We start from the raw sequence: 25,358 nt of genomic DNA, 5'->3' as shown, positions 1-25,358 counted from the left end.
GGGCGATATTGCAAGAAGCAGATTTGCTTGGCGCGATGGCTCGTCCGGCCGCCAGCGCCCAACCTGCTCGACAGATTTGAGCCGCCAATTGCTAACATGGCCAATGACTCAACTCAAATGCGCGCAAGGATCGAAGCGCCTTTGACAGTCAGTCCTTGCAGTTTAAGCTTCAGGTCGAAGGATCCTTGCTTTGCTTGAAGGACGCAGCGAAAAAGGACGAGCTTGAGCATGACTGAAGCCATGCGCGATGCGGCGTCGCCGCCGCCGGGCGGCGCTTCGGCCGCCGCGCCGATCCCCGCCGGGGATGAGCGACGCGGACGCTGGTCCTTTCTCCCGCCGCTGCTGCGGCTGATCGCGGTCGCCGCCATCGGCTATCTCGCCTGGTATGTCGCCGGACATTGGGATCGCTGGACTGGCGCCGCGCGATTCGAGACAACAGACGACGCCAACATCGCCGGCGATCTGACGCCGCTCGCCGCCAAGATCTCCGGCTACATCAAGACTGTTGCGGTAAAAGACTACCAAGAGGTGCGTCAGGGCGATTTGATCGTCGAGATCGATCCCTCCGACTATTTGGCGGCGCTGGATCAGGCCAAGGCGACGCTGGAGGCGGCGCAGGCGAATCTCGACAATCTCGCCAACCAGAAAGACGTTCAGCGCGCGCTGATCCGTCAGGCGGAGGCGACGATCGCCGCGACGCAGGCGGATTTGCAGCGCTACCAGCTCGAGCTCAAGCGGCAACAGGATCTTCTTCAGACGCGCATAGCGGGAACGCCGCAGCTCGCCGAACAGGCCGAAGCCAACGCCAAGCGCACGCAGGCGCAGCTGTTGTTAAACCAGGCCCAACTCGACCAGCAGAAAGCCGTCCTCGCGGGGCTTGATGTGACGGCAAAGCAGCTTGCCGCGCAAAGAGACGCGGCGGCCGCTGCCGTCGAACTCGCGCGCAACAATCTGAACTACACGCGCATCGTCTCGCCCGCCGATGGCATCGTCGGCCAGCGTCAGGTCCGGGCCGGTCAATTCGTCAACGCCGGCGCGCAGGTGATCGCCGTCATGCCGCTGCCGAACATCTGGGTGATCGCCAACTACAAGGAAACGCAAATGACCAACATGCGGGCGGGGCAGCCGGCCCGCATCTCCGTCGACGCTTTTCCCGATTTGAAACTGACAGGCCATGTCGAAAGCTGGTCGCCCGGCACGGGCAGCACCTTCGCGCTATTGCCGCCCGACAATGCGACGGGCAATTTCACCAAGGTGGTGCAGCGCGTTCCGGTCAAGATCGTGCTTGATCCCGACCCGGCGCTCGGCGCGCTGGTGCGCCCCGGCATGTCGGTCATCGCGACGGTCGACACCGGCGCGCCCGGCGCCGCCAACGCGCCGGACCTGGCCGCAAAAAAATGAGCGTCATCGCGGTTTCGCCCGCCGCCGCGCCGCATAGCGAGGCTGGCTCCCTGCGGCCCTATATCGGCATCCTTGGCGTCCTACTCGGCGCGATGATGAGCACGCTCGGAAGCCGGGTCACGACGTTCGGCCTCGCCGATCTTCGCGGCGGGCTGCATGCCGGCTTCGACGAAGGCGCCTGGATCACGACGAGCTTTGGCGTCGGGCAGATGGTCAGCGGCGTCGCCAGCGCCTATCTCGCCTCGATCTTCGGCGTGCGGCGCTTTCTGCTTTATGGCGTCACGCTGTTCTTCACGACCTCGCTGCTGGCGCCTTTTTCGCCCAATCTGACGGCCTATTTCGTCACGCAATTTCTCGGCGGGCTCGGGTCCGGGACGTTCATTCCGCTGACCATCAGCTTCATCGTCCGCAGCCTGCCGCAGCGGCTGATCATCTATGGCGTCGCCGTCTATGCGATGAATTCCGAACTGTCGCAGAATATCGGCGCTTCGCTCGAGGGCTGGTACGCGGAGAACTGGTCCTGGGGCTTTATCCATTGGCAATATTGCCTTGCCTTGCCGCTGATGTTCGTCTGCGTTGTTTACGGCGTGCCGCGCGATCCGCCGACGTCGACGCGCCTGCGCGATCTCGACTGGCCGGGCCTCGTCTATGGCGCCTCCGGCTTCGCCTTGCTCTACGCCGGCCTCGATCAGGGCAATCGGCTCGACTGGACAAACAATGGCCTCGTCAACGGGCTTCTCATCGCCGGCGCGCTGTTCAGCTGCCTCTTTATCGTCCGCGAATATGTCGCCGAGCGGCCCTTCATCAATCTGCGGGTCATCGCGCGCGAAAGCCTTGCTCCGCTGATCCTGCTGCTCGCCGGCTATCGCTTCATCATCCTGTCGACCGCCTATATCATTCCGAGCTATCTGCAGACGGTGCAGAATTTCCGCGAGCTGCAGGTCGGCTCCGTGCTGTTGTGGATCGCTCTGCCGCAATTCGTCATCGTGGTTCCGCTCGCCGCGCTTCTAAAGCGGGTCGACCCGCGTCTCGTGCTTGGCCTCGGGACGGGCTTTATCGGCGTCGCGTGCCTGATGGCGACCGGCCTGACCAGCCAATGGGCGACGCAAGATTTCCTCCCCTCGCAGGTTTTGCAGGCGATCGGCCAATCCTTCGCGCTGACCGCGCTGCTTGTTCTGATCGTCCGATCGATCAAGCCGGCCGATGCGCTGACGATCGGCAGTCTGATGCAGATTACGCGGCTGCTTGGCGGAGAGATCGGCACCGCTTTCATGCAGACTTTTGTCCGGATCCGGGAGCAGGTGCATTCCAATCTCGTCGGACTGCATGTCGAAAGTCTCTCCGCGCTGACCGCCGCGCGGCTCGACGCCTATCGCAGCATTCTTGCGGGCAGCTCCTCCGAGGCCGAGGCGGCCGCGCGCGCGGCCAAATTGCTCGGCCAGCATGTCGCGCAGCAGGCGGCGGTGCTGTCCTACATCGACGGTTTTGTCGCCGCCGCTTTCGGCAGCTTTCTCTGTCTGCTTGTGGTCGCCACGGTCAAATATCGCCCGCCGGCGCTCTGCTGAGACCGATCCCGCCGCGTTGCTGCGGCGGCGCCTCGTTTTTGCGCCCGATCCCGCTTATATCGGCGGGACAAGACCAGGGACGTCAGCAGGGAAGATGATGGACAAATTGCTGCAGCCGATTGCCGAGCGGCTCAAGCTCGAAGGCTTTGCCTTCGCCAAGGCGGATGCGATGGAGACTGTGCTGCGCAGCGCGGGGCTCTCCGATTGGGACGGCTTCGCCGCGAGTTGGAACGACCTCGGCGTCGACGGATTCATGGCCGATGGCGGACGCTATCGGCGCCGGCGCTTCGCCGCCTTTTCGGTTTCCAGCGAAGGCGCGCTTCGCAAGCCGCATCAGCCGCATTACCAGAGCCGCGACTATAACGCCCTGAACGGCGGGCTCGAGCGCTGGTTCAGCCCGGTCGCCGACGACATTGGCGCTCATCCGGCGATGCGCGCGATTTTGCGCATGAGTTTCGATCTGTTCGATCGGCTGACGCCCGCCGATCAGCGGCCCGAAGCGTGGCATGTCGAAGTCCATCAGTTCCGCATCGAGGCGAGCGCGGGCGAAGCCGGGCTGCCGACGCCGGAAGGTCTGCATCGCGACGGCGTCGACTGGGTGCTCGTGCTGTTGGTCGACCGCCGGAATGTCGCGAGCGGCGAGACGACGATCCACGACCTCGCCAAAACCGAGATCGGCGCCTTCACGCTGACGCAGCCGCTCGACGCCGCTTTCGTCGATGATTTTCGCGTCTACCATGGCGTGACGCCGGTGACGCCGCTCGATCCCGCGCATCCCGCCTGCCGTGACGTGCTGGTGGTCACTTTCCGGCGTTGATCTCTTCGGCGTCGGCGCCTGCCTGCGCCGGCGCGGGCTGCCGCTCTAGCGTGCGGACGACGAGCCCCTCGACCTCGGCGGAGAGCGCGATCTGGCACGACAGGCGGTCGTCCTCGTGCGGATCGTCGATATAGCGCAGCACGCTGCGCTCGCCCCGTCCGGAAGGGGTCACCCGATCGCGCCAGCTTTTTTCGATGCGGATCCGGCAACCGCCGCAACAGGCGCGCCCGTTACAGAGCGGCATGACGGCGGCCTTGGCGCGCAACAGGGCGTCGAGCAGACGCTCCCCATCAAAACCATCGATGCGGCGTGACAGGCCGCCCTCGCTGAGCGTGACGGCGAGGGGCGTTCTTGGCGGCCCTTCCGGCTCTGCGGGTTCGATGGCGGGCTCGTCCATATTCAGCTTGTCTCGATTCTGTTTCGGCGGCGCCGGTCCGGGGCCATGCAGATTCCGGTCCATCGCGTCGCGCGAAGGCGTCACATTATTCGGAGCGGCCGCCATGTCGCTCTTACGCATCGGCGGCGAACAGCAAATATTTGCGGGCCGACCCTCAAGCACAAACGCCAATATGCGCAAGCACATCCATCAAGTTTTGAATTATTCTATTTATTGAATAACAACAAGTGCTTGAGCCTTTTCAGAGAAAGGCTTAGGCATTGCAATCGAAAGATTGCAGACAGACGCGCGGCTGCGATGACGTCATGGCCGGGGCCGCGCAGTCCCGCCCGTCACTTCTCTGGAGCCTTATGTGAGCCCTCGCCTATGTTAGTTCCGTTCCTGATTATGCTGCGCGAAGGCGTCGAGGCGGCGCTGATCGTTGGCATCGTCGCGAGCTATCTGAAGCAGACCGGCCGCGGCGATGCGATGCCCCTCGTCTGGCTTGGCATTCTGCTCGCGCTGGCTCTGTCGCTTTTCGTCGGCGCGGGACTTCAACTCGCGAGCGCCGAGTTTCCGCAGAAGGCGCAAGAGGCTTTCGAGGCTTTGGTCGGGCTGATCGCGGCGACGGTGTTGACCTCGATGGTGTTCTGGATGCGCAAGGCGTCGCGCTCGATCAAGGGCGAATTGCAGCATTCGGTCGACGCCGCGTTCAAGGGCGGACGCCATAGTCTCGCGCTGATCGGCATGGTGTTCTTCGCGGTGGCGCGCGAGGGGCTTGAATCTGTTTTCTTTCTCCTCGCAATCTTTCAGCAGAGCCAGAGCGCCGAGGCGCCGCTCGGCGCTCTCCTTGGCGTCATCTGCGCGATCGCGATCGGCTATGGCGTCTATGTTGGCGGCGTTCGGCTCAATCTCCGCAAATTTTTCCGCTGGACGGGGGTGTTTATTCTCTTCGTCGCGGCCGGCATCCTCGCTGGGGCTTTGCGCTCGCTGCATGAGGCCGGCCTCTGGAACAGCCTGCAGACCGTTGCTTTCGACGTCAGCCATGTTCTGCCCGCCGATGGGCCGCTCGGCGTGCTGTTTTCCGGACTCCTCGGCTATCGCGACGCGCCGACCGTTGGCGAGCTTGTCGTCTATGTTGCGTTTCTCGCCGTGACGCTCGTGCTGTTCCTTATGCCGGCCTCGCCGCCGCCGGAGCCGGCGTCCGCGTCGGGGGCCAATCTGCGACAGAAAGTCTGATCCATGGACGCGACGCCCTCTAAAAAACCCCCGGCGGGATGGGGCATAAAGCTGCTCGTCGGCGCCGCTGCGCTGCTTGTCCTTGTGGCGGGAGTCGCCTTCTATCTGGCGTCGAAAAAGGCGCGCGCGCCGGAAGGCGCCAAGATCGTCAGCATCACCGTCAATGCCGATTCCTGCAACCCGAACGAGCTCTCCGTGCCGGCTGGGCGAACCGTGTTCGAAATCGTCAACGCCTCACAGCGCGTCGTCGAGTGGGAGATTCTCGACGGGGTCATGGTGCTTGAGGAGCGCGAGAACATCGCCCCCGGGATCACCGCGCGGCTCACGGCAAAGCTCAATCCGGGCGTGTTCGAAATCACCTGCGGCATGCTCAACAATCCGCGCGGCAAGCTGACCGTCACGCCATCCGCCCAATCCGAGGCTGAGGCGGCGCGGCCGCCGGCGACGGCGTTCATCGGTCCGCTCGCCGAATATCAGGTCTATCTCGCACTCGAGACGGAAGATCTGATCGAGGCGACGCAGAATCTCAGCGAGGCGATCAAGGCCGGCGACCTCGATCGCGCCCGATCGCTCTATGAGCCGGCGCGCAGGCCCTATCTGCATGTCGCCCCGGCCGCGCAGCGGTTTGGCGATCTCGACGCGGCGATCAACGCCGAGCCGGATTATTTTGAAAAGCGCGAGCAAGATCCCGCCTTCTCCGGCTTCCATCGCCTCGAATATGGGCTTTTCGGCCAAACTAGCCTCGCTGGCCTTGCTCCCGTTGCCGAAAAACTGGCGAGCGACGTCGCGACGCTGAAGGAGCGCATTCGCGCTTTGAAAATCGCTCCCGAGGATATTGCCGCCGGCGCCTCGAAACGACTCGCCAAGAGCGCGGACGCCGCAGCCTCGGGAGTCAGCGAGCGCTACGCCCATACCGACCAGGCCGATTTCGAGGCCGACGTCGCCGGCGCCGCCAAGAGCTTTGACGTGCTGCGCCCGCTGATCGCCAAAGCCTCGCCGGATCTTCTCGCTCGCGTCGACGCGGGTTTCAAATCCGCCAAGGCTTCGATCGCTGCTTTGAAGACGGGCGCTGACGCCGGCGCCGCGCGGGCGGCTGTGGCCGCCGATCTCCGTCAACTCTCGAGCGAACTCGGAAAGCTCAACGCCGCCATCGGACTGGACTAGAACAATGTCGAATCGAAAGACTCCGCTCTCGCTTTCCCCGGATCGCCGCAGCCTGCTGCTCGCGGGCGGCGCCCTTGCCGGCGCCCTTTCGGCCGGCGCGCCGCAACGGGCGCTTGCGCAAAGCGACAGCACCAACGTCACCAACGCCCCGATCAGCGAAAAACAGCAGCAGCGCAACCCGTTCTACGGCGCGCATCAGGCGGGAATCGTCACGCCGCGCCAAGAATTCGGCATGATCGCCACCTTCGACGTGATCGCCTCGAGCCCGCCCGATCTCGTGCGCTTGTTCAGGACGCTGACGGCCCGCTTCGCCCTTTTGACGCAAGGATGGACGCCGCCGGAGCTCGACCCCCGCCTGCCGCCGCCGGACTCGGGGTTGCTCGGTCCGGTCGTCGAGCCTGACAATCTGACGGCGACGCTGTCGGTCGGCTCGTCGATGTTCGACGAACGTTTTGGCCTTGCGAAAGTGAAGCCGGCCGTTCTGACGCGCATGACCAGCTTCAAGAACGATGCGCTGGACCCCGCGCTCTGTCATGGCGATCTGTCGATACAGTTTTCGTCGAACTCGGCCGACGCCAACATCCACGCCCTGCGCGATATCCTGAAGAGCCTGCCGGATCTTCTGGTGCTGCGCTGGAAGCAGGAGGGCTATGTTCCGGCTCTGCCGGCAAAGCCCGGCCAGCCGCCGGAAAGCGCGCGCAATTTCCTCGGCTTCCGCGACGGATCGGCCAATCCGCACGCAGGCGATCCGGCCGCAATGAATGAGATCGTCTGGGTCCAGCCGGGCTCGAAAGAGCCGGCCTGGGCCGCCGGCGGAACCTATCAGGCCGTGCGCATCATCCGCAATTTCGTCGAACGCTGGGACCGCACGCCGCTCGGCGAGCAAGAGCGGATCATCGGCCGAAGAAAGCCCTCCGGCGCGCCGTTCGACGGCAAAACCGAAGCGGACGTTCCGGATTTCGCCGCCGATCCCAACGGCAAGATCACGCCGATTGACGCCCATATCAGGCTCGCCAATCCGCGCACGCCGGAAAGCCGCGCCAATCTCATTTTGCGCCGCCCGTTCAACTATTCCAACGGCGTGTCGAAATCCGGCCAGCTCGAAATGGGCCTGCTCTTCATCGCCTATCAGGCGGATCTCGAAAAGGGCTTTATCACGGTCCAGCACCGGCTCGATGGCGAACCGCTCGAAGAATACATCAACCCGATCGGCGGCGGCTTTTTCTACACGCTGCCAGGCGCAAGAGACGAACAGGATTTCCTCGGCCGCTCCATGCTGGAGGCGGCAGGCATCGCTCTGTCGTAGAGCCTTCAAACTCCACAGGGGCGATCGTTCGTCTGCTGCGGCGCGCCCTTTTTCCCGCCAAACCGATCCATGACGCGTCCCACGCCGCGATGAGATCAACCATACAGGAGCAAACTATGAAATTGCCTCATCGCCCAACCCGTCTTGCCGGGCTTCTTGCCGCCGGCGTCGCTCTCTCGATTGTAGGGGGCGCGCAATTTGCCCGGGCCGAGGTCGCGCCGCTCGATCTCGTCGCGCCTGTAACCGACTACAAGATCTATGTTTCGGCCGCGACCAAGAAGCTGGTCACGGACACCAAGGCTTTTACCGATGCGGTGAAGGCCGGCGACCTCAAAAAGGCGCAGGCGCTGTTCGGGCCGACGCGCATGCATTATGAGCAGATCGAACCGATCGCCGAGCTGTTCGACGATCTCGACAAGGCGATCGATTCACGCGCCGACGATCACGACAAGAAAGAGGCCGATGAGGGCTTCACGGGCTTTCACCGCCTTGAATATGGGCTGTTCGAAAAAAAGAGCACGGACGGGCTGTCGCCCATCGCCGATAAACTCCAGACCGATGTCGACGAACTCGCGAAGCGGATTAAAGATCTGACCTTCCCGCCGGAGAAGGTCGTCGGCGGCGCGGCGGCGTTGATGGAGGAAGTGGCCAAAACCAAGATCTCCGGCGAGGAAGACCGCTACAGCCACACCGACCTTTATGACTTCCAGGCCAATTTCGACGGCTCGAAGAAGATTTTTGACCTGTTCAAGCCGCTGATCGAAAAGAGCGACAAGACCTTCGTCAAGAAGGTTGACGGCAATTTCACGACGGTCGCCAAAACGCTCGGCAAATACAAGACCGCAAACGGCTATGAATCCTATGAGAAGCTGACCGAAGCCGACCGCAAGGTGCTCGCCGCGTCGGTGAACACGCTCGCCGAAGATCTGTCGACCCTGCGCGGCAAGCTCGGACTCAATTAGTCCCGCGCTCGAGGCCAACACACGCTCGTTGATGACGACCTTGCCGGACGCAGCCGGTCCGGCAAGGGATTGGATATCGGGTTAGCTAACCCTCGATGACAGCGACGACCGCGAATGTATCGGGTTCGATGATGAGGATTTCATTGCCGACCCGAATGACGCGATAGCTGCTCCAGGCCGGAACAATATTGATGATGGTGGGAGGGACGGGCTCCCAATATTCTGTAATCGTTCGGGGGGCCGTCGCGCCAATATGAAGGTTAACATTGAGGTTCGGCGCTTCCCTGATGTGGGTGTGCGCCAGTTCCGCATGGACTCTCGTCTGCTGCTCGGTGTTGATTTGGGAAGTCGTGGAGCGGTGGGTGTCGCCGGCTCCTCCAACTCTGTTCCGGTCGCCTGTCGTTTGGGCGTCGGCCTGCGGATGATTGCCCTGCATTTCGCCGCCGGACTGTTGCGCTGACGGCTTTATCTCGCCGCTTTTTCCCGCGCCATTAGCTGGGCGCTCAGCGCTCTGCGCGTTGGGGCCGCTTTCAGTGGACCCTGCTGCTTTTGCGGCCGATCCTGCTTTCGCGGGCGATGCCTCCAAACCCGCGCCTCCGGCGCCGCCCGATCCCGCTCTGGCCGCGCCGCCTCCTGCTCCAGGTCCCGCGGGGCTCGCTCCCGCCGCTCCGACTCCAGCCGGGTTTGCACCGGCCGCGCCGGCGCCGGCTGCCCCCGTTCCAGCGGCTCCCTGCTGGGCGTCCGCCATTTGCGCGAACCCTAGCGTCAGACCTGCAACAAGCGCAGCCGTCGCGATGCCGCCAAATGCGATTCTCCGTGTCATGGCCGTTTCCCTAGTTCTTTGTGATCCAGCACGAGGAACTTGACGCCGATAAAGTAGTTCCGCCACGCGCGCAGCGAATTTCAGGCGCATGATCGTAAAGCGTAAGGATTGCAATTAACGATTACACGATCAAATCGTCAGATATGTCGAGCGTATTCCATCGCCTCCCGCGTAACACCTTAGGTGACCCGTCCGCAACGAATAGGGAACTTGTGAATGCCTGCTGACGTTTCGCGCCCTGCAACGGCGAGCCGGATTTTTTTCGCCGTTGTCTTTGACTAACCAATCCCGAAAGGATCTCGCAATGTCTCCCAAATTCGTTTTGTCGGTGCTGATGGCTTCGACTCTCATTAGCGGCGCGGCTTTCGCGCAGGGACTGGCGCCTGGCGCGCAGCGCGGGGCGGAAGAAGGGGGCGCGGCTGGAGGCGCGGTCGGCGCAGTGGTCGGGGGAGCCGTGGGAGCGGCGGCCGGCGTGGTCGGCGGAATTTTAGGCGTCGAGCAACGCCCCCGCTTTCGCAGCTACGTCCAGCGCGAGCACGTGACATCCTATCGCTATGAAGAGCCCGTTCGCGTCGGCGCGGTGCTTCCAAACGCCGGCGTGACTTATTATGAGGTCCCGCCCGAGTATCAGGCGCCGGGCTATCGCTACACCGTCGTGAACGACGTGCCTGTGCTGGTGGATCCCAACACCGGCCGCATTGTCGAAGTGATCGAGTAGACTCCGCGCGTAAAGACACGGAGGGCATAAAGAAGCCCAATCGCCCCGCATGGCCAGCGGCCTCGTTACTAACGGGCCGCTGGCTTGCTTTCAAGCGCTGCGCATTTCACTCAGTCACCGCCTCGCGCTTGGCTCCGCGCGCGACGATTTTCATCAGATTGTTGTTCACGAGGCGCGCGGATCGCTCGAAAGCCTCAAGCTTGGGCGCGATTTCCTGTCCGAGCCGCGCCGCGTTTTCTGCGCCAAGGGCTTTCTCCAGGCTTTCCCGATACTCAGGGATCTGCTCCCATTCGTCGACCGCGGAGGCCTCGATCTCCATATGGAACTGCACGCCATAGGCGTGTCGCCCGTAGCGGATGGCCTGCGCCGGACAGGCCGAATTGCCGGCGAGGATTTTGGCTCCGGGCGGCAAGCGGGATACTTCGGCGCCATGCCACTGGAACGTTTCAAAGCCCGCCGCAAAGCCTTGAAACAGGGGATCGTCCTGGCCGGACGGCGTCAGATCGACGGCCGACAGGCCGACCTCTGGGCGCACCATGAGGCCCACTTTGCCGCCAAGCGAGGCGGCGAGCAGTTGATGACCAAGACAGACGCCGAAATAGGGTCGCTCCAGCCGCTCCACCCAATGCCGGATCGCCGCTTTCTCGCGCGCGAGCCACGGATGCGCCTTCTCCTGCCAGACGTCCATCGGGCCGCCCATGACGACAAGGAGATCGTAGCTGTCAAGGGTCGGGATCGGCTCTCCCTCGTCAAGTTCGACGGCGCGCCATTCGTGCCCGGCCTCGGACCAGAAGTTGCGGAAGATGCCGGGATGCTCGACCGAAAGATGCTGAAAGACCAGAATACGCATCCAAACTCCCTGACAGAGGGCCAAAGATCTTTTGCCTTGACGCTTGGCGGTCGGCCCTGATTGACGGACGGTTACTCGTCTGAAGCAAGATGCGAGCCCCTGCGGTCCTATTTTAAAGAATATTTTTATATTGAAAAGAAACCAGCGCGCTCGTCAACGGCTTCAATTGCGGCTCGACGGCCGCGATGGGCAGCCCTCCAGCTCGCGGAGGCCGCAGGCGCACCCCATATGAGGCGCCATGCTCCCTGAAGAAGGAAAGTCCATGCTAGCGACGCTGCTCGCCGAGATCACGCCGCCTTCGGGAGCCTGGCCGGACCTCCCCTTTGAGGCTTGGCGCGAAACGGCCGCGACGCTGCATCTCATGACGCAGATCGTCGGCAAGGTTCGCCTGCGACATACGCCCGCGCTTAACCACGCCTGGACCGGCACGCTTTACGTCGGCGCGCGCGGCCTGACGACGGGGCCGATGTTCGACAGCGGGCGCGTGTTTGAAATCCGCTTTGATTTCGTCGATCATTTTCTCATTGTCGAGGCAAGCGACGGCGCCCGCTGGAGCGCGTCCTTGCGGCCGCAGCCGATCGCCGATTTTTTCGCAGAGTTCATCGCCGGGCTTGAAAGTCTCAGTTTGCCGTCAAAGATCAACGGCGCGCCGAATGAATTGCCCGACCCGATCCCCTTCAGGGAGGACCGGGTTCACGCCGCCTATGACGCGGACTATGCGCATCGGTTCTGGAAGGCGCTGCTGGCGATCGATCGCGTTTTGCAGAATTTTCGCGCCGCCTTCATCGGCAAGAGCAGCCCCGTGCATTTTTTCTGGGGCAGTTTCGATCTTGCCGCGACGCGCTTTTCCGGACGGCGGGCGCCGCCGCATCCGGCCGTTCCCCATCTTCCGCTCGCCGTCGTGCGCGACGCCTATTCGCATGAGGTGAGCAGCGCCGGCTTCTGGCCGGGCGGGGGAGGGATCGACTATCCGGCATTCTATTCCTACGCCTATCCGGCCCCCGAGGGCTTTTCGTCTGCCCCGGTCGAACCCGACGGCGCGTTTTTCAGCGAGGCGTTGCAGGAATTCATTCTGCCCTATGACAGCGTGCGCACAGCGCCCTCGCCGGAGGCCGCGCTGATGCGTTTCTTGCAAAGCACTTATCTCGCCGCGGCTGAATGCGGACAATGGGACCGGGCTGCGCTCGAACGCGGCTACGATCCTTCCGGCCAAACGCTGGTTTGAGGCGTCAGGGATTGAGAATGACAAAATACGCCGCCGCTGTTTCGCCGGCTCCGATAGCTCGCGGGGCGAATGTTTGATCAGCCTTTTCGAGATTTTCAAGCTTGGCATCGGACCCTCTTCCTCGCACACCGTCGGCCCGATGAAGGCGGCCGCGGCCTTTGCCGACGCGCTGCGCATCGCTGGCCTCGTCGCCGCGACGAAGCGCCTGCGCGTCGATTTCTTCGGCTCGCTCGCCTGGACCGGCCGCGGCCATGCCAGCGACAAGGCGGTGATGCTGGGTCTTGCCGGCGAGCGTCCCGAAACGGTGGATCCGGACCATGCCGATCAGATCATCGCGGATATCGGCCAAAGCCGTTCGCTTCCCCTCGGCGGCCTCAAGGCGATTGGTTTCGACCCCGCCCGCGACATTGTTTTTGACCGTATGAGCGAGACGCCGCGTCATCCGAACACGCTGCGCCTGCGGGCCTTCGGCGACGATGACCGCCTCCTTTCGGACGAGCGTTGGTGCTCGATCGGCGGCGGTTTTATCACGCGGGAAGACGATCTGGACCGCGCCGCGGGCGTGGCGGTCGATCTTCCCTATCCTTTTGCGGATGCGGCGGAGCTTCTCGATATGTGCGCGAGGGCGGGGGTGTCGATCGCAGGGATCGTCGAGGCCAATGAACTCGCTGCGCGCCCCGCTGTCGAGGTCGACCGTCATATCAATCTCGTCATCGATACGATGATGAACGCCATTGATCGCGGCCTTCGCTTCGACGGCGAACTGCCGGGCGGCTTGCGGGTGCGCCGTCGCGCCAAAATGCTGCTCGCCAAATTCGAGGCGGACCGGCTCAAAAACCAGCGGCCGCCGCATGAGATCATGGATCGGATCAGCCTGTTCGCCATCGCCGTCAACGAGGAAAACGCCGCGGGCGGACGCATTGTCACCGCGCCGACGAATGGAGCGGCCGGCGTCGTGCCCGCGGTGTTGCGCTACTATCGCGACTATTGTCCCGGCGCCTCGGACGCCGGGATGCGCGCCTTTATCCTGACGGCGGCGGCGGTGGGCGCGCTGTTCAAGATGAACGCCTCGATCTCCGGCGCCGAGGTCGGCTGCCAAGGAGAAGTCGGCGTCGCCTGCTCGATGGCGGCGGCCGGTCTCGCCGCCGCGCTCGGCGGCTCGAACGAGCAGATCGAGAACGCCGCCGAAATCGGCATGGAGCATCATCTCGGCATGACCTGCGATCCGATCGGCGGCCTTGTCCAGATCCCCTGCATCGAACGCAACGCCTTCGGCGCCGTCAAGGCGGTGAACGCCGCCTCGCTCGCCCTCAACGGCGATGGCGTCCATCGCGTCTCGCTGGATCAAGTCATCGCGACGATGTACCAAACCGGCGCCGATATGCAGAGCAAATATAAGGAGACCTCGCAGGGCGGCCTCGCGGTCAATTTTACGGAGTGCTGACCGCCGCGGGGCGGAGCGGCCGCCGCTCTCACGAGGCCGACGCCTCCTCATAGGGGTTGTCGATCAGGGACTTCTTGCCGTCATTGGCAGGCGCCTGGAGATCGTCGCGTTTCCCGAATTGCGCGCGGTTTTGAAAGCCAGCCTGGCCTTGCGCCTCGCCGAGTTTCTTGATCTCGTTCTCGCGGCCGTCGAGATAGCGGCTCCATTTATTGTTGTCGGCGAGGAATTTGTCGGCCGAGGTGACATAGTCGCCCTTGTGATCGAGGATTGAAATTGGGCTGAGTTCGACGCCGAACATCAAAAGCGCCCAGAGGAACGTGTTGAGGTTGTGGACGCCCGGCTTGTAGTGGCCGCTATCGGTGCGAATTCCGAGGATGCGGCCGCTCCTGACCAGCATCGTGCCGGCCATGATGACGCGGGCGCCGCCATTATAGGATGAATGGAATTGATGCGCGTCGCGATCCTGCTTGCGCATGTAGATCTCACGATCGAGCGTCATCACGAAGCCGCAATAGCTCGGCGACTGGCCGCCCATCTCGCCGCGTTTCATCTCGATATAGCCGTGATATGACGAGGCCAATTGCTTCTTCAGGCTGCGCGAATTCTCCCACCACGGAACCTGATAGGCGAGGCCGTCCTTGAACCACAGCCGGGCGCGGGCGCGCTCGTCGTCGCTGAACGGCTTCAACGGCGAGCTTTGGTCCGTGACATGGCCGCCGGCGCTCATGCCAAGGCCAAGAAACTCTTTCAGCGCATTGGAAAGCTCGACATCCGAATGAACGACGAAGGCCAGCTTCAATTGCTTCACGACCGCGCCGAACAAATTCATCATCGCATTGTATCGGCCCTTCTCGCAGTTGGCGTTGCGCGCGTGAAGGCTCTTCACCCAACAATCGATGGTGAGAAAGAGATCGCAGAGAATAAGGCTCTGGCGGCCAGGGTCGAGTTCGGCGCGGTGGTAGTCTTCGAGCAATCGATCGACGCGCGTCAGGATGATGTCCTGCTTGCGCGTGGCGAACGCCACGCTGGAATCGCGCATCCACAGTGTGAGCGACGGAATGTCGGCATAAGTAACGTGAGCCATGACGCTGTTTCTCCGATCCTTGCGCCGCCGGCGGGCATCGCCGCGGTGGGACTGTTGAAGCGCAATTTTCGGGGCTGTTTTGGTGGAAAATCCCACATCGCGGCGGTTGGAGAATATTTCCGACCCGCGGTTGGAGCGCATCCTCCAGGCGCAAACGTCTGCAGCTTTGCGAAAAAATTCCCCGGCTCAGCGCGTCTGCCAGACCTCGCCTGGCTGCAGCGGAACGAAATGCTTCGCCGCGACGCCGTGGGCATTGAGGGCGGTGGCGAGCTCCCGCGGGGGCGCGTCATGGGCTTCGTCGCTGAGATGGAAGGCGCCCCAGTGCACGCCAAGCGCCTGGAGCGCGCCGCATTCGCGCATGATCGCGACCGCCTCGGCCGGATCGACATGTTGCGGCGACATGAACCAGCGCGGCGCATAGGCGCCGATCGGAATGATCGCGACCGCGGGCGCGCCGAATTGGCGGCGCACGCTGCGAAAAATCCTTCCGTCGCCAAAGCCTGTGTCGCCGACGTGGTAGATGAGGCCTGCCGGCGTCTCGATGGCGAAGCCGCACCAGAGCGACATGTTGCGATCGCTCAAGGTTCGCGCCGACCAGTGACGCGCCGGCGTCAGGCTTGCGGCGACGCTGTCCGACAGCGCGAAGCGATCGCCCCAGTCGCCGGTTGCGACCTCGATGTCGGGATCGGCGCGGCGGATGATCGCGTCATTGCCGAGCGGCGCCAGGATGCGCGGGCGGTGGATGCGCCACAGGCGGCGCAGAGTCGGCATATCGAGATGATCATAATGCGCATGGGTGATAAGCACGACGTCGATCGGCGGCAGATCGTCGAAGGCGACGCCGGGGGGGTTGACGCGCTTTGGTCCCGCGAAGGAGAACGGGCTGGCGCGGTCCGACCAATGCGGATCGACCAGAATGTTGCATAGCCCCGCCTGGATCAGCATCGAGGCGTGGCCGATCAAGGTGATCCTGAGGCCGGCGACGCGTTCTGGCGGATGGTCGAGGAAAGGGCTCGGAACAGACTTCGGCCATTTCGCCTTGCCGCCCGAAAACCGCCAGCGCAGAAGGGCGCCGAGTCCGGGGCTTCTGCGCTCGTCCTCCGGATTGAAGAAACGATGACCGTCGAAATGGTCGGAAGGGGGGCCCGCGTAATAGCGGTTCCGCTTTGAGCCGGGCATCTTTATTTATTCCAGATACAGAGTAAAAACAATAGGTTGCCGCCACGGTAAGTCAAGCGTAAGGGTGGACTAAAGAGTGCCCCGGAGCGCGACATGACCAAAGCCGTCGATTCCATGCAAACCGACGCCAGCGATGGCGAGGCGCTGTTATCGCTGATGGAGACTCGCCGCTCCGCCGCCGTCGCCGCCATTGGCGAGCCCGGCCCCGATGACCGCCAGCTCCGCCGCCTCCTGACGATCGCCTGCCGCGCGCCCGACCATGGCGCGCTCGAGCCCTGGCGCTTTATTCTGATCGAGGGCGAAGCGCGCGCGGATGCAAGCCGCGAAGTCGCGCGCAGCTACGCGGTCGAGTACGCCGCGATGGAGCCCGCAAAGCTTCAGAAATTTACGGCGCTGATGGAGCGGATTTTTGTCGCTGCGCCGGTCGCGATCATCGTCGTCAGCAGCCCCGATCCCGCCGCGAAAATCTCGCTCTTCGAGCAGGAGCTGTCTGCGGGCGCCGTTTGCATGAATCTCCTGACGGCCGCCAACGCCCTTGGCTTTGACGCCAACTGGGTCACGGGCTTTGCCGCGACCAGTGCGGGGGCGCGGGCGCTGTTCGGGGTCCGCACCCATGAAAAAGTGGCGGGCGTGATTTTCCTTGGCACAGCGAAAGAGCGTCCGGCCGAGCGCAAACGGCCGGACATCGACGCCATCGTCAGCCGCTGGACGCCAGCCTGAGCGGGGGCGTCCGGCGAGAAATCAGTCGAGGACGCCTTCGAGCGCGTAATGGCTGATCGTCGTGCGGTTTTCGATGAGTTCATCGACGCTTGGCTGGAAATTCATCGCCCGTGCGATTGCAAGCTTCGTCGCCTCGTAATTGGTGCGGTAGAGGTCGCGTCTGTCGAGGTTCGGGTCGCTGGCGCAGCGCCGGTCGAGCCAGACCATGATGATCATGCAAAGATCATTCGCCTGATCCTTCGGCAACACGCCCTCCTTCAGGCAATCGACGATGGCGTCGCCTGTCGCCGCCTGCACGACCCCGCCCAACAATTCGACATAGGCGGTCGAATTCACGGTCACCTTCGTCGTCATCATGGTCGGTGGGCGAACCATCTGATTGAGGTCGCGGATGACGAACATGCGCGGGTGGCCGGCGCTTTGCCCCGCCATGGCGGCGAAGGCGTGGCCGACGGGGCCCTTGACATCACCGATCATCACCTCGGGCATGGCGTCGGTGAATTGTCCGTCCGCCGCCAGAACCGTCGCCTCGCCCGTGCGCAGCCAAATTTCGCTCATGGTCAATCCCGTTGATGAATGAGGCGGTCGAATAGCACCGTCCCGAGCGGTGCGGAAGGGCGATCATCGGCGGCGTCGTCCCGGCTCGGGGCAGCAGCCGACGATGTCGCGAAATTCTCGCGCGTTGAGCAGAGATGAATGCGCAATCCAAATGGCGGCATGAAATACATGCCGAAGCGACGGGAACAGCAATACTTCCGGGGATGAACGATCTGCGTCTTGCAAAGGCGTCATTTGTGGGAAATCTATATCGCGGCCGAGCGCCCTAACAAGCATCTCCGGCGGCCGTCGACATCGAATTTGGCTTTCTACTTGGAAAAAAAGGCGGCGCTGCTCGGAAATACGGCGCTATAAGCCAAACCGCTCTGCGTTAAATTTATACACCAGATTCAAAATTTCGGCTGTTTGTCAAATTGACGCATAGCCCGCTTGTGTTCGCAGCGCAGTCGCCCTATGTTGGGCGCATGTCGTGTTTTCCACCGACGACTTGGCTATCGCATTTTGCGTCTGCTGACGACCTCTCAAAAACGACGATGCGACATCGGCGTCATCGATTGACGCTCGCCTATTACGATTCTAGGGATGCCTTATATGACTACGGGAACTGTGAAGTGGTTCAATCCAGACAAGGGATACGGCTTTATCCAGCCTGACGACGGCGGGAAAGACGTGTTCGTCCACATCAGCGCTGTGGAGCAATCAGGGTTGCGTCACCTGCAGGAAGGCCAGAAGATCAACTATGAAGTGATCGCGGACAAGCGGACCGGCAAATCGTCGGCCGGCAATCTTCGCGCAGCCTGAACGACGCCATTTCTAAAGCCCTGGCCAACGCCGGGGCTTTTTCATTGAGCCCGTCTCAAGTATTGGTTGATCGTCGACAATAAATTCCGCCGAGACGCAAGTCACGGCGGCATGAGATTTGGACCGAAAGCGTGCGGAAGCAGCAAGCGTAGCGAAAAGCTCGTGCGAACGCCGCCGGGACCGGCGACATGGACGCGAGGATCGCCGCCGCCCGCGAATTCAAAGATCCTTTGCCGGCATGCGCCGCAGGGCGTCACCAGCGCGTCGCCATCGCCCACAATCAAAATCTCGGCAATCACCCGCTCGCCGGCAAGCGCCATCGCGGCGATCGCGCCGGCCTCTGCGCATGTGCCGACGGGAAATGAGGCGCTCTCGACATTGACGCCGCAATAGATCGAGCCGGACGGCGTGCGGATCGAGGCTGCGACTTTGAAGCGCGAATAGGGCGCATAGGCGTTTTGGCGCGCTGCGGACGCGGCTTCGAACAATTCGTCCAGCGTGGGATCGCGCGGAAAATTCTGCAGCGTCCCTCTCCGAATCCAGTCACAAAAATGCGGTAGCGAGCATGAGTATCTCGCTACCGCATCGTAACTATTTCCGAAAGGCGCTTTATTCCACGCCGGGCTTCTTGGGGCCGCCATGGGAGGCGTGGCCGCCCTTGCGGCCGGCTTCCGACGCGAGCGTGTGATTGCGCGAGAAGCTGCGCTTGTTCGGATTCACGCTCTGGCCGCCCTTGCGGCCGGCCTCAGCGGCGAGGCCGGGGTTCTGGGAGAAGCTCCGCTTTTCATGCGGAACGCTTTCGCCGCCCTTGCGAGCGATCGCGCGCTGTTTCTCGGGATCCATCGAGGCGAAGCCTCGCGTAGAGGTTTTCTTGGTGGTTTCGACTGCGCTCATCGCTTTGCTCTCTTTGAATAGACGTCTTAGAAATGTAATGTCTGGCGCCGCTAAAGGTTTCGCACTTTCGATCAAGATCACGTTATTGGACGAAAGATTTTTATGCTGCGGCGCAGTAAACAACGTTTTCGAATGACGCGGCCTATATTTTGGCGCCTGGAAGCGCGCCAATGACTGTCATCTTCAACTTAAACCGCCAACGCAACAGCCCCGCCAAAGGTTTCGTGATCAAAAACTTTGTGTTCTGGCGAAGAATACTGCGACGCACCATTATACATTGCATTTGCTAAAGAGCGGCGCCGCAATTTTTTGCAAATCGAGGCGTCAAGCCGATTTACGCACTGCGGCTTAAAAGCCCACGCCGAGAATGATGATCCCGGGGCAGGCGATCGAGGCGCAGCTCATGCGCGGCCGATCCTGAAAGCGCGCCGCGTTGAACTCGACAGTTTTTGCCGCTTTTTGCTGCCGGACTGCAGGTCTGAACGGCGGCCAGGCGAGCGCATCAAACAAGGGATCGCTGTATCCGGAGCAACGCGCTGGCCCCGCCGCGCCGATCGTCGCGACAGCCAGGGCGCCGGCCAGAAAAAATGCGTTATGTCTTTGATGCATGAACGAACCTGGACCCTTATCTTTTTGCGGCTCAAGCCAGCGCCGCGACCCGTCTGATCACCGTCTACCCAGATCGGATGTGCGGCCGCGCACATTGTTGCAGAAGGTTTGGCGCCTCGGCACGGACCGGCAATCCGGAGCGATTTCAGAATTTACAGATCGAGATAGCTTCATCTCGCTACCTCAACGCATTTGCTTGCCAAAAAGATGCTTCTTTCCGGAAATGCCTTAGCCGCCGAAGGCCGCGCGATCGGCGAATATCCGCAGCGCGCCGGCGGTCTCGATGCGGGAGGCGGGAAGCGCGGCGTCATTGGCGAGCACGCGCCGCAGGATCTCTCTCTTGGCCTCGCCCGAAACGAGGAATGCGATCTCGGCGCTCGACGCCAGAGCCGGATAGGTCATGGTGATGCGCGGCTCTGGCGTCGCGCCAACGACTGCGCTGACGAGCGCGTCGCGAATCTCCAAAGCCGGCGTTCCCGGAAACAGCGACGCGGTATGGCCGTCGGCCCCAAGCCCAAGCAAAGTGACGTCGAACAGCGGCCGGGCGAGATCGAGCGTCGGGGCGCCATAAAATTCGCGCAGCGTCCCGTCGTAAAGCGCCGCGGCCTTTTCCGGCGAGGCGGCGTCGACCGGAACGGGATGGATCTGGCCAGGCGGAACCGGCACATGCGAGAGCAGGGTTTCAGAGGTCATGCGAAAATTGCTCATCGCATGATCGAGCGGCACGAAGCGCTCGTCGCCCCAGAAGATTTCGACCTTGCTCCAGTCGATGGCGCTGCGCAAAGGCTCCGCGGCGAGCAGCCGAAAAACCTCCTTCGGCGTCGAGCCGCCGGACAGATTGAGCGCGATCCGCTTTGGCGCCGCTGCGATCTTCGCGGCGATCCAGGCGGCTGCGCGGGCGGCGAGCTCTTCCGCGCTCGCCGCGACGTCGATCTCAGGGGCGGGCTTCATGAATGGGCGTTTCCTGATCGGGGTTCGGGGTTGGGGGCAAGCAGATGGAGCGCCGCGGCGCCGGAAAGGGCAGGCAATTTCTCAGCCGCCCTCCGCAGCATGAGCCGTTCAAGCCTGAACAGCTATCTCCAAGCCTTTATTTGTTTAGAAGGTCAGGCGCGCGCCCACAAAAATCGCGCGCCCGTCGCCCGGATAATAGATTTGCTGATTGGCGGGAGAGCTCGCATTGATGACGGCGGCGACGTCGCTGATATAGCGCTGGTCGGTCAGATTGCGCGCGTCGACATAGACCGAAAACCCCTGTGGCAGCTTCATCCCGGCTTGCAATCCCAAAAGGGCGTAGCCGGGCGTGCGAACCGTATTGGCATAGTCGGCGAATCCTCCGACCGGCGTCCAGTCGAGCGAGGGCGCGATATAAAGCCCGTCCGGCCGCTGATAGGAGAGAACGGTGCGCAGGACCGTCGGCATGCTTCAACGGATAGGTGGCGTCGGACCGTTCCGCAACGCCGCCGGGCGTCTACAAGCCGATTTCGCCGGCGCCGTGGCGCCGGCAGCACAAGCGGAGCGCGACTAGATCAAAATGATCGGGGTCTAGTCGCCGTTTGTCGCGAGCCGGCTTGGCAACAGGTCGCCGGTCCGCTCCAGCACCGGATAGGCGGCGGCCGCGACGATGTGGCTGTTGATGAGCTTCATGTCGCGCAGCAGATCGAGGTAAAGCGCGCTGGTTTCGATGGCGCCGAGGCGGCCCATGCGCATATCCTCGAAATGCGCCCGCGTCGCCGCGCTTTCGGCGTCGCGGAAGGCGGCTTTTTCGGCGGCGAGCAGGCGCGCGGCGCGCGGATCTTCCGTCATCAGCAAAGCGGCGGCGGCGCGCAGATTGGCGATGAGCCGATCCATCAGAGTCTTGATCTCGGCCTCGCTCGCCTTCGGCAGGGAGAGGCCCCGCTTGGCCCGCTTTGCGGCGTGAGGCAGCAGGCTGCGGTCCACGACGTCGCCTGCCTGCTCCATATTGGTCGCAAAGGCGAGGATCTCGGCCATCCGGCGATGATCGGTCTGGCTGAGCTCGTCATGATCGAGCGTCGCCAGATAGGCCTTGATGGCTGTGTTGAGCCGGTCAAGAATGTCGTCGAGCCGCTTCATTCCCGCGATCTGCTTGCGGTCGCCTTGCACCAGCGCGTCGATCGCGCCATTGAGCATCGCCTCCAGCGCGTCGACGAGCCGGAGCGCTTCGCGGGCGGCGGCGCCGAGCGCCACGATCGGCGTTTCGCGCGCGGAATTGTCGAGATAAAGCGGCCGCGAGGGATCGGCGGGATCGATGCGCGTCGGCATCAGCCGCCTCAGCAGCGCGGCATAGGGCGTCAGCAGGGGAAAAAAGACAGCCGCGAGCGCCAGATTGAAAAAAGTGTGGAAGTTCGCCGCCGCTCGGGCGTTGTCGGGTTCCAACGTCACCATCAGCACGCTGATGGGGTGGAGCAGCGCCAGCCCGATGGCGACGCCGATCGCCCGATTGAGCAAATTTCCGACGGGCAGACGACGCAGGGAGGGATCGTTTCCCGACGGCCCCTCAAGCACCGGATTGATCGCCGTCCCGAGATTGGCGCCGAGAATCATGGCGAAAGCCGCTTCCGGCGGGACGACGCCGCGCGCGGCCAAAGACATGACCAGGAGCACGACGGCGACGCTCGAATGCATCGCAAAGGTCGCGGCGGCGGTCAGCAGCACGGCAAGGAGCGGGACGGTCGAAACGGCGCCGAGAAGCAGCCGCAGGCTCGGCGCATCCTCATAGGGAGCCGTGAGCTCCAGCAATTGATGCAGCGCGAGGAGCATCAGCCCGAAGCCGATGAAGACGCGCCCAAGATCATGCGTCACGGGATTGGAGCCGCGGCGAAACATCATGACGCCGACGAGGACCAGCGCGGGCGAGAAGGCCGAAACGTCAAAAGAGAACAGCTGCACGATCAGGGTCGTGCCGACATTGGCGCCGAGCATGACGGCGAGGGCCGGGACGAGATCGACGAACCCGCCGGCGACGAACCCGGCCGCCATCAGCCCGGTCGCGGTGCTGCTCTGCACAGCCGCCGTGACGCCCATGCCAGCGAAAAAAGCCAGGAGTCGGTTTTTCAGCGCAGCGCCGAGAGCCGCGCGCAGTTTGGGTCCGAAGGCGCGCTGGACGCCGGTCTGGACCATATGCGTGCCCCACAGAAGAAGCGCGACCGCTCCGGCGAGGCTGACGAGGGTAACCGGGAAATCCATGTCTGCGCGGCCTTATGGCGACGGGCTTTGCGCCACGCTCCTTTCGGATGGTTTTTTAGGAAACCTCTTTGGCGGCTTTCCGCTCTTTGAGGGAACGCTCAGACTCTCACAATGATCCAGCAGGATCAAGGTTTTGGCGCTCCGCGTGGGAACAGCCTCACGGCGGCGCGATCAGCCCATGTTCGTGCAAGCCCTGGAGCACGCCATTGAACACAAGACCGACGCCCATAGCGGAGACGAAAAAACCGACGATGCGGGTCGTCGCGTCAATGCCCATGGGGCCGAGCTTGTCGACCAGCTTGCCGGCGTAGGCGAGACATAGATAGGTGACGAACATCGCGCATAGAATCGCAAGGGAGGTCGCCGCGAACCGCCCGATATGCTCCGGCGCCTCCTTGATCTCCGACTGCATGCCAAGAACCGTCGCGATGGCGCCGGGGCCGCACATGATCGGCAAGGCGAGCGGCACGAAGGCGAAATTGGCGGTCTTGCTGGAGGCGTCCGGGATGATCGAGCCGCCGTTCGGCGAGGGCGAAAACAGCTCGAAGCCAATCTTCACCAGGATGATGCCGCCGACGATGCGGACCATGCTCAGCGGCACGCCGAACAGCTGCATGATCAGGGAGCCGAAGATCAGGAAGAAGAACAACAGCAGGGTCGCGTAGAGCGTGGCGCGCGCGGCCACCCTGCGATGCTCCGACAGATCCTTGCCTTCGAGCAGCATCAGAAAGATCGGCAGCGCCTCGAACGGATTGATGATCGCAAGCAGCGTCGCGAAGGTGCTGAGGAAAAGCGCCCATTCCTTGGTCATGCGTTGGCTCCGGCTCCGCATCGGCGGGCCGGCGGGTCTTGCCACGCGGACGGGCCTCCGGCAAGGGCGCGGGCGTTGCCGGATGCTTGCGAGGCCGTCCCGCGCGCCCTAAAGCTCTTCGCAGAAAGCTTTGCGACGCAGCCGCCTCGCGGCGGTCCTGCTGGAGGGCGGATGATCGGATCGAAACGCGGGACTTTTGCCTTGGCGGTGGTGGCCGCCGGTCTGATAGCCTCGCCGGCCGCCGCCGCGGAGGCGCTCGACGGCTCGAAACTGCCGTGGCAGCTTGGGCTGCCCTTCGTCGGCATCCTGATGTCGATCGCGCTTGGGCCGCTTTTCGTCAAGGAATGGTGGCATATCCATTACGAGAAGGCGGCCGCCGTTTGGGCGATGCTGACCCTTGGCGGCCTGATCGCAATCGTCGGCCTTGACGCGACTGCGGCGGCCTTCGTCCACAATATGGCGCTCGAATATATTCCCTTCATCCTGATGCTGTTCGCCCTGTTCACGGCGGCGGGCGGCATTGCGATCGACAGCGCGATCAAGGCGACGCCGGCGATCAATTGCGCGATCCTGGCGATCGGCTCGGTCTGCGCCAGCCTGATCGGCACCACAGGCGCCTCGATGATTCTGGTGCGGCCGCTGATCCGCGCCAACGCGGGGCGCCCGTATAATGCCCATGTGCTGGTGTTCTTCATCTTCCTTGTGTCGAACATTGGCGGCGCGCTGACGCCGCTCGGCGATCCGCCGCTGTTTCTGGGCTTTCTGCACGGCGTCGATTTCTTCTGGACGGCAAAACATCTGTGGCCTGAAACCCTGTTCGCCGTCAGCGCGCTGCTCGCGGCGTTCTTCGTCGTCGACAGCTATTTTCTCCGGCAGGAGACGCCCGATGCAGGCCCGCGTCCGCCCTTCGCGGTCAAGGCTTCGGGCCTCGTCAATGTCGGCCTGATCGCAATCGCCATCTGCGCCATCGTCCTCAGCGGACTTTGGCGCCCCGGCCTTGGCGTCGACGTGCTCGGCACGCGAATCGAGCTTCAGAATATTGTGCGCGAGGCGGTGATGGTCGCCGTCGCGCTCGCCTCGCTGGCGCTGACCAACAAGTCGACGCGGGAGGCGAACGGCTTCGACTGGGAGCCGATTCGCGAGGTCGCCTATCTTTTTGCGGGCATCTTCATTTGCATCATCCCCGTCATGGCGATGCTGAAGGCCGGCAAGGAGGGCCCGTTCGGCGTGGTCATCGCCTTGCTCGAACATGCCGACGGCTCGCCGAACAATCCGGTCTATTTCTGGGCGACGGGCCTTCTGTCTTCATTCCTCGACAACGCGCCGACCTATCTCGTCTTTTTCGAGCTCGCCGGCGGCGATCCCGCAAAGCTGATGGGGCCGCTCGCCTCGACGCTTGCGGCGATTTCGCTCGGCGCCGTGTTCATGGGCGCGGTCAGCTATATCGGCAATGCGCCGAATTTCATGGTCTACGCCATCGCCCGCAACGCCGGCGTCAAAATGCCGGGCTTCTTTCCCTATTTGCTATGGTCGGGCGCAATCCTGCTGCCGCTGTTCGCGCTCATTACGTTTCTGTTTCTGGCGTAAAGAATCGCCAAAGCAGACAAG

General features: G+C 63.0%; 26 protein-coding genes. 13 read left to right on the top strand and 13 right to left on the bottom strand.

Translation table 11 applies throughout. The annotated features are described in order from the left end of the window. Positions 1 to 228 precede the first annotated feature (228 nt). From MSIL_RS09255 to MSIL_RS09245, 3 genes are all read left to right on the top strand, one after another. Positions 229 to 1,401 carry an HlyD family secretion protein gene (locus MSIL_RS09255; protein WP_012590830.1) on the top strand — a complete coding sequence of 391 codons (1,173 nt, stop codon included), beginning with the start codon at positions 229 to 231 and terminating at the stop codon, positions 1,399 to 1,401. After that, positions 1,398 to 2,966 carry an MFS transporter gene (locus MSIL_RS09250; protein ID WP_012590829.1) on the top strand — a complete coding sequence of 523 codons (1,569 nt, stop codon included), beginning with the start codon at positions 1,398 to 1,400 and terminating at the stop codon, positions 2,964 to 2,966. The genes MSIL_RS09255 and MSIL_RS09250 overlap by 4 nt, the downstream gene beginning before the upstream one ends. A gap of 94 nt (positions 2,967 to 3,060) precedes the next feature. Beyond that, the gene (locus MSIL_RS09245) at positions 3,061 to 3,783 is read left to right on the top strand and encodes a 2OG-Fe dioxygenase family protein (protein ID WP_012590828.1); all 723 of its coding nucleotides are present in this window, start codon (positions 3,061 to 3,063) and stop codon (positions 3,781 to 3,783) included. Here MSIL_RS09245 and MSIL_RS09240 read toward each other — a convergent pair. Further along, positions 3,767 to 4,285 (bottom strand): 2Fe-2S iron-sulfur cluster-binding protein, encoded by a 519-nt coding sequence (locus MSIL_RS09240; protein WP_041367827.1) that lies wholly within the window; start codon positions 4,283 to 4,285, stop codon positions 3,767 to 3,769. The two genes, MSIL_RS09245 and MSIL_RS09240, sit on opposite strands and share 17 nt — an antisense overlap. Before the next feature lie 261 nt (positions 4,286 to 4,546). Here MSIL_RS09240 and efeU point away from each other — a divergent pair, with 261 nt between their 5' ends. The 4 genes from efeU (at position 4,547) to efeO (MSIL_RS09220) (ending at position 8,830) form a co-directional block, all read left to right on the top strand. Next, complete coding sequence (gene efeU, locus MSIL_RS09235; RefSeq protein ID WP_012590826.1) at positions 4,547 to 5,398, top strand: iron uptake transporter permease EfeU; 852 nt, start codon at positions 4,547 to 4,549, stop codon at positions 5,396 to 5,398. Between the two features lie 3 nt (positions 5,399 to 5,401). Continuing rightward, positions 5,402 to 6,562 carry an iron uptake system protein EfeO gene (efeO, locus tag MSIL_RS09230; protein WP_012590825.1) on the top strand — a complete coding sequence of 387 codons (1,161 nt, stop codon included), beginning with the start codon at positions 5,402 to 5,404 and terminating at the stop codon, positions 6,560 to 6,562. 4 nt (positions 6,563 to 6,566) lie between these two features. Then, on the top strand, positions 6,567 to 7,868 hold the full coding sequence (gene efeB, locus MSIL_RS09225; protein ID WP_012590824.1) for an iron uptake transporter deferrochelatase/peroxidase subunit: 1,302 nt from the start codon (positions 6,567 to 6,569) through the stop codon (positions 7,866 to 7,868). Positions 7,869 to 7,984: 116 nt separating this feature from the next. After that, the gene (gene efeO, locus MSIL_RS09220) at positions 7,985 to 8,830 is read left to right on the top strand and encodes an iron uptake system protein EfeO (protein WP_012590823.1); all 846 of its coding nucleotides are present in this window, start codon (positions 7,985 to 7,987) and stop codon (positions 8,828 to 8,830) included. A gap of 85 nt (positions 8,831 to 8,915) precedes the next feature. Here the strand turns inward: efeO (MSIL_RS09220) and MSIL_RS20140 are convergent, their stop codons facing one another. Next, on the bottom strand, positions 8,916 to 9,416 hold the full coding sequence (locus MSIL_RS20140; protein ID WP_187148717.1) for a hypothetical protein: 501 nt from the start codon (positions 9,414 to 9,416) through the stop codon (positions 8,916 to 8,918). A gap of 541 nt (positions 9,417 to 9,957) precedes the next feature. Between MSIL_RS20140 and MSIL_RS09210 the strand changes: the two genes are divergently transcribed. Next, entirely contained in the window at positions 9,958 to 10,371 is a 414-nt protein-coding gene (locus MSIL_RS09210) for a DUF1236 domain-containing protein (RefSeq protein ID WP_012590821.1), read from the top strand. A gap of 106 nt (positions 10,372 to 10,477) precedes the next feature. Here the strand turns inward: MSIL_RS09210 and MSIL_RS09205 are convergent, their stop codons facing one another. Next, positions 10,478 to 11,221, bottom strand: a complete 744-nt coding sequence (locus MSIL_RS09205; RefSeq protein WP_012590820.1) for a type 1 glutamine amidotransferase — start codon at positions 11,219 to 11,221, stop codon at positions 10,478 to 10,480. A gap of 262 nt (positions 11,222 to 11,483) precedes the next feature. Here MSIL_RS09205 and MSIL_RS09200 point away from each other — a divergent pair, with 262 nt between their 5' ends. Both MSIL_RS09200 and MSIL_RS09195 read left to right on the top strand, forming a co-directional pair. Beyond that, positions 11,484 to 12,446 (top strand): DUF5996 family protein, encoded by a 963-nt coding sequence (locus tag MSIL_RS09200; protein ID WP_012590819.1) that lies wholly within the window; start codon positions 11,484 to 11,486, stop codon positions 12,444 to 12,446. A 73-nt stretch (positions 12,447 to 12,519) separates the two neighbouring features. Next, positions 12,520 to 13,890: an L-serine ammonia-lyase gene (locus tag MSIL_RS09195; RefSeq protein ID WP_012590818.1), complete on the top strand. Its 1,371-nt coding sequence runs from the start codon at positions 12,520 to 12,522 to the stop codon at positions 13,888 to 13,890. Positions 13,891 to 13,918: 28 nt separating this feature from the next. On the opposite strand, the gene MSIL_RS09190 is transcribed toward MSIL_RS09195, so the two are convergent. Beyond that, a complete protein-coding gene (locus MSIL_RS09190) occupies positions 13,919 to 14,974 on the bottom strand; it encodes a hypothetical protein (RefSeq protein WP_012590817.1) in 1,056 nt (351 codons plus the stop codon). Between the two features lie 186 nt (positions 14,975 to 15,160). After that, positions 15,161 to 16,153: an MBL fold metallo-hydrolase gene (locus MSIL_RS09185; RefSeq protein ID WP_012590816.1), complete on the bottom strand. Its 993-nt coding sequence runs from the start codon at positions 16,151 to 16,153 to the stop codon at positions 15,161 to 15,163. 93 nt (positions 16,154 to 16,246) lie between these two features. Here MSIL_RS09185 and MSIL_RS09180 point away from each other — a divergent pair, with 93 nt between their 5' ends. Then, complete coding sequence (locus MSIL_RS09180; RefSeq protein ID WP_012590815.1) at positions 16,247 to 16,873, top strand: nitroreductase family protein; 627 nt, start codon at positions 16,247 to 16,249, stop codon at positions 16,871 to 16,873. Between the two features lie 21 nt (positions 16,874 to 16,894). Here MSIL_RS09180 and MSIL_RS09175 read toward each other — a convergent pair whose 3' ends face one another. Further along, positions 16,895 to 17,431, bottom strand: coding sequence for a formaldehyde-activating enzyme (locus MSIL_RS09175; protein ID WP_012590814.1), 537 nt, complete (start codon positions 17,429 to 17,431; stop codon positions 16,895 to 16,897). Between the two features lie 591 nt (positions 17,432 to 18,022). Here MSIL_RS09175 and MSIL_RS09170 point away from each other — a divergent pair. Next, complete coding sequence (locus tag MSIL_RS09170; protein ID WP_012590813.1) at positions 18,023 to 18,232, top strand: cold-shock protein; 210 nt, start codon at positions 18,023 to 18,025, stop codon at positions 18,230 to 18,232. Between the two features lie 101 nt (positions 18,233 to 18,333). Here the strand turns inward: MSIL_RS09170 and cdd are convergent, their stop codons facing one another. The 7 genes from cdd to MSIL_RS09135 form a co-directional block, all read right to left on the bottom strand. Then, on the bottom strand, positions 18,334 to 18,720 hold the full coding sequence (gene cdd / locus MSIL_RS09165) for a cytidine deaminase (protein ID WP_425277113.1): 387 nt from the start codon (positions 18,718 to 18,720) through the stop codon (positions 18,334 to 18,336). A 121-nt stretch (positions 18,721 to 18,841) separates the two neighbouring features. After that, complete coding sequence (locus MSIL_RS09160; protein WP_012590811.1) at positions 18,842 to 19,126, bottom strand: con-10 family general stress protein; 285 nt, start codon at positions 19,124 to 19,126, stop codon at positions 18,842 to 18,844. Between the two features lie 348 nt (positions 19,127 to 19,474). After that, positions 19,475 to 19,735 (bottom strand): hypothetical protein, encoded by a 261-nt coding sequence (locus tag MSIL_RS09155; protein WP_012590810.1) that lies wholly within the window; start codon positions 19,733 to 19,735, stop codon positions 19,475 to 19,477. Positions 19,736 to 19,963: 228 nt separating this feature from the next. Continuing rightward, complete coding sequence (gene pgl, locus MSIL_RS09150) at positions 19,964 to 20,686, bottom strand: 6-phosphogluconolactonase (RefSeq protein ID WP_012590809.1); 723 nt, start codon at positions 20,684 to 20,686, stop codon at positions 19,964 to 19,966. Positions 20,687 to 20,830: 144 nt separating this feature from the next. Further along, complete coding sequence (locus tag MSIL_RS09145) at positions 20,831 to 21,154, bottom strand: TonB-dependent receptor (protein WP_041367820.1); 324 nt, start codon at positions 21,152 to 21,154, stop codon at positions 20,831 to 20,833. Positions 21,155 to 21,277: 123 nt separating this feature from the next. Then, positions 21,278 to 22,939 (bottom strand): Na/Pi cotransporter family protein, encoded by a 1,662-nt coding sequence (locus tag MSIL_RS09140; protein WP_012590808.1) that lies wholly within the window; start codon positions 22,937 to 22,939, stop codon positions 21,278 to 21,280. Between the two features lie 157 nt (positions 22,940 to 23,096). Continuing rightward, positions 23,097 to 23,750, bottom strand: a complete 654-nt coding sequence (locus tag MSIL_RS09135; RefSeq protein ID WP_012590807.1) for a MarC family protein — start codon at positions 23,748 to 23,750, stop codon at positions 23,097 to 23,099. Positions 23,751 to 23,921: 171 nt separating this feature from the next. Between MSIL_RS09135 and MSIL_RS09130 the strand changes: the two genes are divergently transcribed. After that, positions 23,922 to 25,337 carry a sodium:proton antiporter gene (locus MSIL_RS09130; protein WP_012590806.1) on the top strand — a complete coding sequence of 472 codons (1,416 nt, stop codon included), beginning with the start codon at positions 23,922 to 23,924 and terminating at the stop codon, positions 25,335 to 25,337. Positions 25,338 to 25,358 lie beyond the last annotated feature (21 nt).

The sequence above is a fragment of the Methylocella silvestris BL2 genome (assembly GCF_000021745.1).
Taxonomy (GTDB): Bacteria; Pseudomonadota; Alphaproteobacteria; order Rhizobiales; family Beijerinckiaceae; genus Methylocapsa; species Methylocapsa silvestris.
Note: the sequence above shows the minus strand (reverse complement) of the source record. Positions and strands in the feature narration are given on the sequence as shown.